The organism is Dehalococcoidia bacterium (assembly GCA_022451965.1).
GTDB lineage: Bacteria > Chloroflexota > Dehalococcoidia > Lucifugimonadales > Lucifugimonadaceae > TMED-70.
On record JAKUNJ010000005.1, the window covers coordinates 92108 to 106241 of the forward strand.

General features: G+C 33.8%; 14 protein-coding genes. 3 read left to right on the plus strand and 11 right to left on the minus strand.

Features of this window, described 5'->3' with window-relative positions; all coding sequences use genetic code 11:
• Positions 1 to 37: 37 nt before the first annotated feature.
• From ccsA to MK083_03555, 10 genes are all read right to left on the minus strand, one after another.
• Positions 38 to 1987, minus strand: coding sequence for a cytochrome c biogenesis protein CcsA (ccsA, locus tag MK083_03510; GenBank protein MCH2673519.1), 1950 nt, complete (start codon positions 1985 to 1987; stop codon positions 38 to 40).
• Positions 1988 to 1992: 5 nt separating this feature from the next.
• Positions 1993 to 2316, minus strand: a complete 324-nt coding sequence (locus tag MK083_03515) for a cytochrome c-type biogenesis protein CcmH (GenBank protein ID MCH2673520.1) — start codon at positions 2314 to 2316, stop codon at positions 1993 to 1995.
• Between the two features lie 58 nt (positions 2317 to 2374).
• Positions 2375 to 2896 (minus strand): cytochrome c, encoded by a 522-nt coding sequence (locus MK083_03520; protein ID MCH2673521.1) that lies wholly within the window; start codon positions 2894 to 2896, stop codon positions 2375 to 2377.
• A 12-nt stretch (positions 2897 to 2908) separates the two neighbouring features.
• Positions 2909 to 3412, minus strand: a complete 504-nt coding sequence (locus tag MK083_03525; protein ID MCH2673522.1) for a DUF3341 domain-containing protein — start codon at positions 3410 to 3412, stop codon at positions 2909 to 2911.
• A 2-nt stretch (positions 3413 to 3414) separates the two neighbouring features.
• Positions 3415 to 4818, minus strand: a complete 1404-nt coding sequence (gene nrfD / locus MK083_03530; protein ID MCH2673523.1) for a polysulfide reductase NrfD — start codon at positions 4816 to 4818, stop codon at positions 3415 to 3417.
• A 12-nt stretch (positions 4819 to 4830) separates the two neighbouring features.
• The gene (locus MK083_03535; GenBank protein ID MCH2673524.1) at positions 4831 to 6219 is read right to left on the minus strand and encodes a hypothetical protein; all 1389 of its coding nucleotides are present in this window, start codon (positions 6217 to 6219) and stop codon (positions 4831 to 4833) included.
• The gene (locus tag MK083_03540) at positions 6209 to 6961 is read right to left on the minus strand and encodes a 4Fe-4S dicluster domain-containing protein (GenBank protein ID MCH2673525.1); all 753 of its coding nucleotides are present in this window, start codon (positions 6959 to 6961) and stop codon (positions 6209 to 6211) included. The genes MK083_03535 and MK083_03540 overlap by 11 nt, the downstream gene beginning before the upstream one ends.
• Positions 6962 to 7004: 43 nt before the next feature.
• The gene (locus tag MK083_03545) at positions 7005 to 9317 is read right to left on the minus strand and encodes a molybdopterin-dependent oxidoreductase (GenBank protein MCH2673526.1); all 2313 of its coding nucleotides are present in this window, start codon (positions 9315 to 9317) and stop codon (positions 7005 to 7007) included.
• A 15-nt stretch (positions 9318 to 9332) separates the two neighbouring features.
• Positions 9333 to 9998 (minus strand): cytochrome c family protein, encoded by a 666-nt coding sequence (locus MK083_03550; protein ID MCH2673527.1) that lies wholly within the window; start codon positions 9996 to 9998, stop codon positions 9333 to 9335.
• A 96-nt stretch (positions 9999 to 10094) separates the two neighbouring features.
• Positions 10095 to 10388, minus strand: coding sequence for a hypothetical protein (locus tag MK083_03555; GenBank protein MCH2673528.1), 294 nt, complete (start codon positions 10386 to 10388; stop codon positions 10095 to 10097).
• Between the two features lie 217 nt (positions 10389 to 10605).
• Here MK083_03555 and MK083_03560 point away from each other — a divergent pair, with 217 nt between their 5' ends.
• A complete protein-coding gene (locus tag MK083_03560; protein ID MCH2673529.1) occupies positions 10606 to 11562 on the plus strand; it encodes a thiamine pyrophosphate-dependent dehydrogenase E1 component subunit alpha in 957 nt (318 codons plus the stop codon).
• Positions 11563 to 11579: 17 nt separating this feature from the next.
• Positions 11580 to 12638: an alpha-ketoacid dehydrogenase subunit beta gene (locus MK083_03565; protein ID MCH2673530.1), complete on the plus strand. Its 1059-nt coding sequence runs from the start codon at positions 11580 to 11582 to the stop codon at positions 12636 to 12638.
• On the opposite strand, the gene MK083_03570 is transcribed toward MK083_03565, so the two are convergent.
• Positions 12627 to 12968, minus strand: a complete 342-nt coding sequence (locus tag MK083_03570; protein ID MCH2673531.1) for a DUF971 domain-containing protein — start codon at positions 12966 to 12968, stop codon at positions 12627 to 12629. The genes MK083_03565 and MK083_03570 overlap by 12 nt on opposite strands.
• A gap of 103 nt (positions 12969 to 13071) precedes the next feature.
• On the opposite strand from MK083_03570, the gene MK083_03575 reads away from it, so the two are divergent.
• On the plus strand, positions 13072 to 14130 hold the full coding sequence (locus MK083_03575) for a Gfo/Idh/MocA family oxidoreductase (protein ID MCH2673532.1): 1059 nt from the start codon (positions 13072 to 13074) through the stop codon (positions 14128 to 14130).
• Positions 14131 to 14134: the final 4 nt, after the last annotated feature.

Below are 14134 nucleotides of genomic sequence, written 5' to 3' on the forward strand. Positions count from 1 at the left end.
TAATAAAAGAAATATTACTGAGAATAATAATTCCATTTTAATCCTTTTTAATTTTGGTTGGCCAAAGAGTTATTAATGTACCTAATATCAGTATAGGTCCTGATAACCAAATCCACCATGCTAATGGATTAATTGCAATTCTTATAGTCATATTATTATCATCAATGAAATCCTTTGGAATAATATATAAATCCTCGATAGGACTACTTAGTATTCCTGATCTGACACTTATTTGATTATAATTTGGATAATAAGAGTGCATAGCTGTAATATTACCTATTTTTTCTTGTGTTTGATTATTAAAAATAGTAAATTTTGCTTTAGTAATAGAGTTCTCAGCTATAAATTCCTGTTCTATTTGATTAAATGAAATTAAGTATTTATCAAATTTAATTTCATCATTTATAGACAGATTTAGGTCTAATCTTTCATCATAAAACTTTGTACCTACAACTCCAAAAGCCAAAGCTAATATAGCTATATGAACAACATATCCACCATTTCTTCCTCTATTTGAAATAATCATTCTAAGAAAAGATGGTAGTGGATTATATGAATTGCCCATTCTTGATTTTGTACCTCCAATCCACTCTCGCATAATAATTGTTAGTACAAAGATTATAGATAAAAATGAAATTAGAGGGAAAAAATCTTTTATACCTGATGCAAATAGATAAACACTAGATGCAATAGTTATTACAAAAGACGGTAGAAGTCTTAAAAAAACTGCTTTTTTTGTAGTTTTTCTCCATGATAAAATTGGACCAATACCCATAAGAATAATTATTAGTAGCAATATTGGTCCAGCTGTTTTATCAAAGTAAGGTGAAGAAACACTTATTTCTGTTCCATTTAGTAATATAGAAACTACTGGAAAAATTACTCCCCACAAAATTATTAATGAAGTTAAGACTAATAAAATATTATTTAATAAAAATGAAGACTCTCTAGATAAATAGGATTCAATATTATTATCATTTTTGATTAAGTTTTGATAATTATAAATAATTGAAATAACACTATAAAAAGTCAAAACTATCATAAAAGATAGGAATAAAAAGCCTAAAGTTGATGCTGCAAAAGAATGAACTGATACCACGGGACCACCTCTATTAATGAATGTTCCGAGCAAGGCTAAAATAAAAGTAAGCGAAACTAAAATTATATTCCAAAGTCTGAACATACCTCTTCTTTCTTCTACCATGAGTGAATGAATTAAGGCAGTAAGAACTAACCAAGGCATCAAGCCAACATTTTCTATTGGATCCCATGCCCAATATCCTCCCCATCCTAAAATTGTGTATGCCCACCAGGCACCAATTAATAATCCTGCACCTAAAACTGCCCAAGAAATTAAGCACCATATTCTTAATATCGAATACCATGGAGCTTTTCCAGATTTATCGAATAAAGATCCTTGACATAATACAAAAGGTATAGAAATTGAGGCAAGCCCTGACATTAAAAGAGGAGGATGAATGTACATGCCTGGATGCCGTAGCAAAGGGTTAATACCTTTACCATTTTCAGGAATAAATTCTGAAACTTCAAAAGGATTCGCAAAAAATATTAAAACCATTAGATAAAATAAGGTAATGAAGGAAAGAATTGAGCAAGGGTAATTTAATTTTTCTTTTATAATATTTTTTGCGAACTTATACATAATTCCGCTAAGTAAAACATGAACTAGAAGAATATATAATAGTGACCCTTCATTTCCAGAATAAAAGGCTACTAAAGTGAGAGCTCTATTCATATCTAGACTTGAATGATTAGCAACATATATATTAGAAAAATCATTACTCAAGAAAGAGTAAATTAATGCAAATGCACTTAATGAAACCATCAATATTATTAAGTAGAAACTCCTCTTGGCACTCTTGATAATATTTTGATTATTTAATTTTTCGCCTATAAAAAAAAATAATGTTGCATGGATTGAAAGTACCAAGCCGAGTAGCATAATATAGAAACCGAAATTATTCATTAAGATTATCTCGCTTTTTGTTTTCGGATATAGAATGAAAAAATTAGAATACTAAAAACCAATCCTATTATTGGAACAATATATGCCAATAAATTGAATCCCGAAACAGAAGGATAGGCAAGCACATTTTCTCCATATCTTTCTACAAAATAATTTTTTATCTCACTTTCATTATATCCTTCACCTATCTTTTCTTTGATAGAATTTTTCATATCTTCTGCAATTAATGATTGAGATTGGTCTAAAGTTTGACCATCGCATATAGGACACATTATTTCTTTTTCTAGCTTTATATATAAGTCTTCGTCAGATTGATTTACTGAGACCATACATGAAATGAAAACAAGAGTATAAAGGAATAAGATCTTTTTGATTGATATAAAATAACTAACGTAAGTCATCCCAAACATAATCAACAATAGATTTTATCTCTTCTTCAGTTAACATATTTTTGTAAGCTGGCATTAAACCTGCTCCACCTTTTATGAAAACAACAGCATTTTCTTTACTCAGTTCTGATGATATCAAGTTTGCTGGATTTTTATGAGATTCACCTGTGACACTATACCAATAGTTATCTTTTGAAGTTATCTGATCTGCAGCAGGTCCATATCCTCCACCATTATCTCCGTGACAGAATGCACAGTTTACAGAATACAGTTCATATCCATCGTAATTAGATTGAACTTTTTTACTCATATTTAGTTCTGAATTTTCTCCAATATTTTTGAAAGGTACACTATCTGGATGTGCAGGGACTCTTGGAGGCTCTTGATCTCTGTATGCTTGGTTATAATGCATTTCACTAAATATTTCTACTGGATAAGTATTAGATTGCTGTATACATCCAGTAAATATAAAAAAAGATAAAATGTAAATTGCTATTAACTTTTTATTTATTAGGATCAATATTTTTTCCTCTTATGCCATTTTTATATCTTCTGAACCTGTTTTTTCTAGAACTTTTCTAGCTTTGTCTAAATCTTTATCTTCTACTGTTATTACAACACCTATGTAACCTTCAGTTATTCTTGCATCATAGACTCCAGGATTGATATTAGGTAATCTTGACTCAAAAATAATTCCAATTACACTAAAGATTACTGCTGCAAGCATAGTCATTTCATACATAATAATCAACATTGCGAAAATCGATAATATTGGCTTTCCACCTGTAATCAGAGGGTATGCCAATTGGGTTGCTGTTGTAAGAAATAATGACAATGTAAATCCTATGATTGCACCAAAAGCTGGGAATCTAAATAATCTATGCTGAGGGACATACTCACCAAATGCACCTTCAGGATATGGTGTTCCTGTAAGAACATCAAATGTGCCTCTCTCGAACCCAGAATCCTTAAGCCCATCCATCGCATCAGCTGCATTATTTGGATCTACATATAAACCTAGAATACTCTTACTCATAATTAATCCTCTTCTTCTTCCTCTTCCTCTCTAAAAATAGTAGGAACAGTTGCACGACCAATTTTTATTGAATCGCTAAATACTTCACTTTCTTTTTGTTCAAACAAAGGAACTAATGGAAAAACCCTTGAAAATAATAACATTAACATAGTAACCCAGCAAAATGACCAAAATAAAACATACCATTCAAACCAACTAGGACTATAGGCTTCCCAAGTAAATACAAAAGGACTTTTTCTTGCAAGCCCAGGTACTATTATTAGAAATCGCTCTAACCACATTCCAATATTTACTAAAATAGAACTCCAAAACATAAGAGCAATATTAGTTCTTACTCTCTTGAATAACCACATAGGCACAGGCAATATATAGCCCGTTAGTAAAAATGTAAGGAATAATATATTCCAAGGATATTGAAATATCTGCATTTCTCTCAAAGCTATTTCTGGAGCATCTAAACCATATAAAGCAAACAATAATTCAAGGAAAGTAAACCCCAACCAAGCTGTTGCAACTACTGTTAACAATCTGGCAAGAGCATCAAAATGTTCTGGCCTTATAAAATCATTCCACCCCCAACCCCATCTCATTAATGCCATCATAGTGACCACTGCAGAAACACCTGAATGTACTGCTCCAATAACAAAATATGGAGCAAAAATAGTTGAATGCCAACCTTCAACGGCTGTTGTAACTGCAAAATCCCATGAAACTATAGAATGAACAGAAACAAATATGGGTAGCATCAGCGCAGATAATAATATTCCTCCTACAACTTGCATTTTCCATTGTCTAGGATTACCTCTCCACCCTAAGGCTAAGATTGTGTAAAATCCCTTTCTAAAACCAGTAGTTTTATCTCTAAGTACAGCCAAATCCGGAAGTAAAGCAACAAATAAAAATAATGTTGATCCAGTCAAGTATGTAGAAATAGCAATAGGATCCATAAACAAAGGTGAACGAATATTTGGCCAAATTCCTCTTGCTGCATCATAAGGTATTAACCAATATACTATTCTCCAAGTTCTTCCAGCATGAATTAGTGGGAAAACTAGAGCAGTTGCAAGAGAAAAAATTGTTAGTATCTCAGCTGCTCTTGTTACAGGCCTTCTCCATTCTGCTTGAGTTATTCTTAGAATTGCTGAAATCATAATTCCTGCATGAGATATACCCACCCAAAAAACAAAAGTTGTAATATATAACCCCCAGTAAATAGGTCGATTAAGTCCAGTGACTCCAAGGCCATATTTTATCTGAATACCAAAAAGTATAAATCCAATTACTACAAAGAAAAGTAAAACAGAAAATACTGGATACCACCATCTAGGAGTTTGAAGGGTACCATTTAAGAGGACTCTATTAGTATATTCCTGACTTAATCTATTTTCATTATCTCTTTGTTGCATTTTTTCCTCTAATTAATCTGGTTTAGCTACTCTAATTCCATTTGCTTTTATATACTTAACAGGAGTAGCTAATAAATTAAACTGTTGTACCTCCCAAACACCAATAATAGGCACAATTCTTGTAATAGCTATAAGAACCAAAACAACAGCACCTGCAGATCCCAATATGGTTAGAATATCCCATATGTCCGGATAAAGAGTTTCAGGGATCACTGAAAGCCATTTATCATGAATCAATTTTGGATCTACTGACCAAGCTGGCACATATAATCTTATTCTTTCAAAAAATACTCCTAATAAAGCTATACAAGCTCCTATGAAAGGACCATTTATTGAATTTCTCACTTTATTCCATATCAACCACCACCAAGGAAGTATAAAACTAAAAAGCATCCCAAGAAAGAATACATACATCATTGGACCTCTAATTAGTAGGTCTAACCATGCTATGTCAGACATAGATTTACCGTACCAAAAAACAATAAATGCTGAATAGAAAAAATAAATCCACATGAGGCTAGTAGCAAACATAAGTCTTCCTAATGCCCAAAATACATTTATATTTAAGTAGTTATCATAATTTCCATATTTTCTAACTATCCAAGCTAAAATTATTACTAATGCAACACCACCTTGAATACCACCCATTGCATGTGACATAGGATATATAGCATCTCTCCAACCAGGGACCATACTCAAGCTAAAGTCTATTGAAATCACTACATGAACAAATATATAAATAAAAAAGTAAAGAGTACTCATTATCCCGACTCTCATACGGAGTGTACTCCATTGCACAGTTGTACCTATAAATCCTCCTGCTAAGAAATTTCCTAATTTTTTTCTAAATCCAGATGAATTATCTCTCATTAGAGCAAAGTCGGGTAGAGCTGAAACGTATAATAATCCAATACCTGCAATTGCGAGCATTATCAGGCTCAAGAAATCCCAAAAATGTGGGCTATAAACGGGCGCTTCGAACCAAATAGATCTTCTTCTTGCTCCCTCAACAACTAATGGTGGGAGCATCCATAATAAAGGGATCATGATTATGATATTAATGAGAACTCCTGATGCACCAATTACATGAGCAATCCTTGATACAGGTCTTGCCCAATTAGCCTTGGCTATAAAAGGAGCAATAGCGACCATTGGAGCTCCGCCAGTAACACTAAAAATAAAAGCTAAACTTGCTGCTACGTATCCCCATTGAGTTTGGTCGTTACCATCTAAGAAGAATTTACCTAGCAGGCCAATCAAACCAAGAATACCAAGTATAGCTGTAATAGAAGCCAATTTCTTGAAAAAAGAACTTCCTTTTACAGTTGTCTGAATTAGCTCATCCTTGACAATTTTAGGTTCGCTAGGAGGCCAATCCATATGATGTTCATTAGTGCTCATCTTTTGTAGCCTTTTCTCCTAAATCTTTATACTTAAGTGGATCTACAGTAGCCAAATATATTACGTTTGGATCAGTATTCAATTGAGGCATAAGTGTGTATTTTCTATCACTTTCACTCTTTGCTAGCTTTGAGACTTCACTGTTAGGATCATTGAGATCTCCAAATACTATTGCATTTGTTGAACAAGCTTCTTGGCAGGCTGTCTGTATTTCGCCATCTTGTAAATCTCTATTTTCTTCCTTAGCCTTTCTTGTCCCTCTTCTGATTCTTTGGACGCAGAAACTACACTTCTCCATAATTCCTCTACTTCGAATAGTTACATCTGGGTTTAAGTGATTTCTTAAATCTTCAGGCCAAGCTGGTTCCCAATAGTTAAAAAACCTTACAGTATAAGGACAGCCGTTTGCACAGTATCTTGTTCCAACACATCTATTATAAACTTGTATATTCATTCCCTCATTGTTATGGTAAGTCGCATAGACAGGACATACAGGTTCACAAGGGGCATTAGCACAATGTTGACATAATACGGGTATAAATCGAGCTTTGACATCAGGGAATTCTCCTTCCCAATACCTTTCAATTCTTAACCAAGACATTACTCTAGCTCTTTCAAATTTATTTTGATCATTTAAGGGGATATTATTTTCTACTTGACAAGCAGTGACACAACCACTGCATCCATTACATTTATCTGTATCGATTACCATTCCCCAACTTCTTTTTTCTTCAGTTACCATAAATTTTTTCCTTATTATCTAGATCAAATATAATTTTTCATTTTCAATGACTTTCATCATCATGCCCTTCATCGTGATGCTCTCTGAAATTAAGCATTTCTTGATACTTATGATGGTTTTCTTCTTCAGCTTCATGAGCAGTTTGCCCAGGAGCAACAACCAATACAGGAACACCTGGCTCAGCAGGGAAAGCTTCAACAGTTCCTTCAAATTTTGGTAATTTTTCGTTTCCACCAGCTCTTTTCATTGAAACTTTTGTTGAAGCCCAAGCATGTGCACCAGAATCCTCATCTTTTAATCCTGATAATATTTTGAGAACATTTGAACCTCTATCAGAAGCGTATCTACCACCTTTGAGAGTTCCTTGTCCTGTTGGAACACATAATGTACCTGGTTGCACTGCTGGATGAGGATATGCTAAACATTTGATTTCACCAGAGTCAGACTTCAAGTAAATAATATCTCCTTCTTTTATATTTAGTTCACTTGCTTGTTTTGAATTGATTTCAACCCAAGTTTGCCAAGCAGCTGAGGTTATACCATCAGCAGACTGTTGTGCCCATGGAGAATTTGATAATCTTCCATCTGATAGAACATTTGTGAAAGGTATTAAGTGAAACTCATCTCCATAAGTATTGTCGATCTCTGAAAAGTTACTATTATTTTTTAATTCAAATGGATTTTTTAGTCTAATTTTTTTCTGGTCAGCAACTTCTTTTGTGTTCCAGAATCCACCTCGCTGCTGAATTCCATTCATGAAAGAAGATTTATTTTCAGCTTGAACAGATCCAGTCCCATTTGAATTATCGTATTCATTATCAAAAACTTTTTTTACAATTGATTTATTACTACTTCCTATTGAGGGTTCAAGTTCTATAAGTTTATCAACATAACTAACAGAGCCACTAGCTCCAGGACCTTCCTTGACAACTACGGGCTGTTGTAATGAAATAGCCTTAAAGCCAGGCAATGGATTGGGTATTTCAGATCCCCATTCTTCAAAAAATGATGTTTCTGGTATGATTATGTCTGATAAATCAAGAGTTTCATTCATTATGTTTCCAAAAGAAATTACATTTTCGACATTTGAAAGTGCTCCCTTTACATCAAGTGAGTTAGGCATTAGATAAGCTAAATCTACCCCTTTAATGATCACTGTATCAACATATCCTGCTCGCCACTGCGCTAATTCTTCCTCCCAATTTTCTATTGAATTTGGTTTATTTGAGCCTCCTATGAAATCAGACTGAACTTCAGGATTTAGGATAACTCCGCCTTGTTTTCCAACCGAACCTAAAAGAATGTTAAGCGCAAGAGCATTATAGGTATTAAATTTACCGTTAGTATATGCTGATGTTGACCCTCCTGCTAAAACTATAGAATTACCTTCAGAAATTCTTTCAGCTGTTTCTATTATTTTCTTTGCAGAAACACCAGTTCTACTTTGGACATCTGCTGGAGTAAATCCAAATTCTACTTTTCCCTCAGGAAATTTATTTAAGTAATCATTTATTTGAGACTCTGGAACAAGCTTATTCTGAATTATTACATTTGCAATAGAAAGTGCGATATCAGCCTCAGTTCCTGGCTTAGGAGAAATCCACAAATCAGAGTTAGCTGAAGTTAATGAGAACCTTGGTTCTACATGAGCTATAAATCCTCTATTTCCTGATCTAAGTTTTCCAAAAGCCTTTCCATATCCTGCAGGTGAAATCCAGTTTTCAATCCAATCTGCACCAAATGAAAGTACATTATCAGCATTGGAGATGTCAAAATGAGGTATTTCTTCTGATTCAAAAAGTTCTGAAATAACTTCATGAAAATTATATTCTTCAAGTGGTTCAAATGTGAGATATCTACCACCTCTAGACTCTGCAAATTTTTGAGACACCCAGCCTTGAGTACTTCTAGTAGGATTCGTTACAACTACAATCTTTTTGTCTTTTGAAGTTGCATCTTTAATCAGCTTATCTGCTTGAGATTTTGTAACATTTGAAAGTATACCTTGTTTTGATCTTCTTACTTGATGATCATGCAATCTGTCAGGATTATAATGAAGCTGAATTGCGGCATCAAGATTTGACCTGGCTCCACCTCTATTTACAGGATGATCAGGGTTACCTTTAATTTTCTTTATTCTTCCTTCTAATACTCTTACTAAAATACCATCCCCAGAAGCTCCATCATTCCAAGATGTTGCATACCATGTATCTATTCCTCTAACTAAATCCTCAGGCATATCAACTGGACTTTGAACAAGTAATTCTTGTTCAGGAATTGAGCACGCAGCAAAAATAACTGCTCCAGCAGCTGATTTTCCACTCAAGGATAGAAATTCTCTTCTATTTAGTTTCATAAAATACCTCTAATATCAATGATGGCATGCTGCACAATCAGTTGGACCACCATTTTTTCTATGACAATTAACACACTGTCCCATTTTTAAGGGTTCGACCTGATAAACTTTTTCCATATTCGCAACATCTCCATGACATGTAGAACATACTTGAGAAGCTGGAACTTTTTCTTCTCCTGAAATGTCTAAATAATCTGGAACATTTCCTATTGCAGACGGATTATTAGTTAAGTAGTTGATATGAGCTGAATGAACAAACCTAACATGATCAGGCATTCTATGAACTCTTCTCCAATTAATTGGAGAGGCCATTTCTGAATCTACCACAACCTGACTGGTTTGTTCATCTTCATAAATACCTGAATACATTCTTAATTTTTGTAAGTCTTCACTATCAGGACTACCTACAGCTCTATGACAGCTCGCACAAAGCTCGACAGCTGGTATATGCGCAGAAGCAGCCTTTGCAACAGTTCTGTGACAGTAAGTACAATCCATTCCTAACCCACCGTCTTCTATTGGAGCTGCATGCTTAGTATGAGGAAAATTTATAGGTTGATCGAATGTTTGTTCAAATCCTAATACAGGTAACGGCTGACCAAGCCAAGCATTGAATAGTCCAGCCAAAAGAATTGAAACAATTGCTAAGGTTGTAAGACCTCCTATTCCTACAAGAGGCACTAGAACCTTAACCCAAATAGGAGTAGTCCTATCAAGTTCCCTAATTCTTTCTATAATCTTCTTTAAGATTTTTATCTCCTGATTTTAATTATATTTCTATTGCCAAAAACTGGGATAAATCCTTTGTAATACTTCATAAAAATTGAAATAAGCTAAAGTAAAAAAAGTAATTATTGAAGCAAGTCCCAAGAAACCTACTATATAAAAAATAGGTCTCAGCTTATTAAATTTTTCTGGAATCGTTTTAGTTGCTACTGCTGATGGAATAATAGCATGAGCAATTAAGAAACTAGGCCCTGTAATAAAAGCAGACAAAAGAGCTAAAGTTAAGAATGTAATATTGTTACCAATTAAATTCCACTCAGCTGCTGTTGGTGCATACGGATCCATCTCTAAGTTCCTCCTGATTTTTAAGAAAATTTATTAATGTATATACAATCTTAAATCATTGTATAAAATTTTTCTTTAAAAGAACTATTCTTTTTTAGAAAATTTAGCAAAAAATAGTTAATTAGATTAAACTATAAAAAATTAGAATATTCTATAAAAAAATGTCTTGGAGTAAATTTTGATTAAAGAAGATAAATTGATTTGGATATATGAAACAATGTGTCGTATAAGATTTTTTGAAGAATCTATGCTTGAACAAACTTATAAAGGTAATTCAATGGGGGTAACTCATCCATCAGATGGACAAGAAGCTGTTCCTACAGGAATATGTGCTCATTTATCTAATAGAGATTGGATTGGTTCTACCCACAGAGGGCATGGACATTGCATAGCAAAAGGATTAGAAACAGATAAAATGATGGCAGAAATAATGGGGAAACATACGGGAAATTGTAAAGGTAAAGGTGGCTCAATGCATATAGCGGACTTTTCTAAAGGGATGCTAGGAGCAAATGCTATTGTAGGTGCTTCAATACCTTTAGCTGTTGGGGCAGCTCTTACAGCAAAATATCAGGGAAAGGAAAAAGATTCTATTGGTGTGGCTTTCTTTGGAGACGGTGCATCTTCTCAAGGAGTGCTACATGAATCAATGAACCTTGCTTCAATTTGGAAGCTGCCAGTAATTTTTGCTTGTGAAAATAATCAATATGCTGAAGCTACTCCGTCTTGGTATGCAGTCTCAGTTGAAGATATTGCCGATAGAGCTAGCTCCTATAATATTCCAGGTGTTGTAGTAGATGGAATGGATGTATTTGAAGTTTATGAAGCTGCGGAGGAAGCGGTAATTAGAGCTAGGTCAGGTAATGGTCCAACTTTGCTTGAATTAAAAACATATCGATATCATGGTCATTTTCATGCTGATCAACCGGAAAAATATAGAACTTCTTTGGAAGAAAAAGAGTGGCATAAGAAAGATTGTATTAAGAATTTTGAGAAAAGAGTTATTACACAAAAAATATTTACAAAAGCAAAACTCGATAAGATAAAAAAACAAATTCAACAAGAAATAGATAATGCTGTTGACTTTGCACTTTCAAGCCCACTTCCACCTAAAGAAGTATTATATGAAGATGTATATGTAAACTATTCAAATGATCTCAGAGGTCTAAGATAATTTTAGGAGATTAAGAAATGCAAGTGAACGCTAATAATATAGGGCCAGGATTCCAAGTTGCAGGAAAAGAATTAAGATATAGAGATGCTTTTAATGAAACATTAAGAAAAGAACTAGAATTCGATGAGAATGTTTTTATCATAGGTGAAGATATATCTGGTGGATTTGATAAAGATACTAAGAAACCACTTGATGCATGGGGCGGACCATTTGCGGCTACTAAAGGTCTGGTTCAAGATTTTGGTGTTGAAAGAATTATGGATGCACCTATTTCAGAAGCTGGATTTGTTGGTGCAGCAATAGGTGCAGCTCTAACTGGATTGAGGCCTGTTGTTGATCTAATGTATTTTGATTTTACAACTGTTGCATTCGATCAACTATTATCTAATGCAGCAAAAAGTAGATATATGTTTGGAGGTCAAACAAAAGTGCCTCTAACCCTATTTGCAAGATCGGGAAGTGGAACTGGTCACGCTGCACAACATTCAAGTGCATTCTACTCTATTTTAGCTCATATACCTGGATTGAAGGTTGTAACTCCTTCAGACCCTTATTCTGTAAAAGGATTACTTTCAGCTGCTATTAGAGATGATGATCCTGTTTTTGTTGTGAATGATAAAAAGCTAATTAATATGACCGGATTTGTTCCAGATCAAGATTATCAGATTGAGCTAGGAAATGGTCGATATCTTAGATCCGGAGATGATATTACACTGGTTGGTATGAGTTATACATCAGTAGTTTGTAAAGAAGCATCAGAAAAACTAGAAAAAATAGGAATTGATGCTGAAGTTATAGATTTGATGTCTTTATCTCCATTAGATGAGGATATAATAATTGATTCAGTCAAAAAAACTAATAGGATTGTGATTGTAGATGAAGATAATCCTAGGGCAAGTATGGCAAGTGAAATAGCTGCAATTGTTTCAGATAAAGCTTTTGATTACTTAGATGCACCTATAAAGAGAGTTACAGCACCTCATACTCCAGTTCCCTACAGTAAGGGTTTAGAGGATGAGTTTATGCCAGACAGTAATGATGTCGTTAAGACTGTACAGAATATTCTAAATCTTTAAGTCTGATAGCAATTTATTTTTATCTGCGCATAAAACCACCTCATCATTAAGCGCGTAACTGAGCAGGCTATTATAAGGATAAATTCCTGTTTCGTGTCCATCGGACCATAAAAATTGTAGAGCATATTTACCAACTGTAAGATATTCAACAATAATTATGTCATCAGGAATTTCAGATACGCTTATGAGCTTTCTTCCAGTTAACTCTTCAACACAATTTGCACATGCGCATTGAAGTCTTAAGTATTTATATGGGTATTTACATGAGACTTCATTTTCCCAAATTATTTCTAACCCATCACTTAATCTATTTACACTTTTTGGTTCCATAAATAATATAATCCTAATGATATCTTATTCACTGCATGAATATTATATTACCAGTAAGTAATTAAAACTTACAGAAAAATCTTGAAAAATTAAAGGGGATAAAATGAGTGAAAATATTAGAGTTGGGGTTATTGGAGCAGGTGGTAATACAACATTAAAACATATCCCTCTTTTACAAAAGATTCCAGGAGTAGAGATTGTTTCTGTAGCAAATAGATCCATTAAGTCTTCAAGTGAAGTCGCTTCTCAGTTTGAAATAAAGAATTATTTTGACAATTGGATAAATGTTGTTGATGATAATTCATTAGATGCTATAGTTATCGGTACTTGGCCATACCTCCACAAAAGACTTTCAATAGAAGCACTTGAATCAGGTAAACATGTCCTATGTGAAGCTAGAATGTGTATGAATGCACAAGAAGCTCAAGAAATGTTAGATGTATCTCAAATGTATCCTAATCTTGTCTCACAGATTGTACCAGCTCCTCATACATTGCCTGTAGATAAGACAATAAAGAGATTAATTTCCTCTGGTTATATTGGAGATCTAGTAAATTTAAGAGGTATAGTAACTGCAGGAAATGATTTTCCAAAAGATAATGAAGATTATCATTGGAGAAATAATAGAGATTTATCTGGTAATAATATTATGCAAATGGGAATTTGGTACGAAGCAATTATGAGATGGCTTGGACCAGCAAAATCTGTTTCAGCTAATGCTCAAACCATTAATAATCCAAGATTAGACGAATCAGGAAATTATGTGTTTACTGATATTCCAGATCACTTAGATGTTATTTGTGAAATGATTGCAGGTGGAACAGCTAATCTACAATTTACTATGGTTTCGGGAATGGCTCCTGAATCTGAAATGTGGATTCATGGAACAAAAGGTACTTTGGTTTTGAAAACAGAAACTACAGCAGATGCTGGAGCTCCAAAATTAGTACTTATGGGTGCAGAAAAAGGTCAAAAATCATTAGAAGTAATTTCTATCCCGAAAAATGAAATTGGTGAATGGAGAGTAGAAGAGGAATTCATAAATGCTATTAGAGGTAAAGAAATTATTACTCATACATCTTTTACTGACGGAGTTAAGTATATGAAGTTCACAGATGCAATTTATGATTCCTTTAGTACAGGCCAAAAAATAGTTATCTAAATTA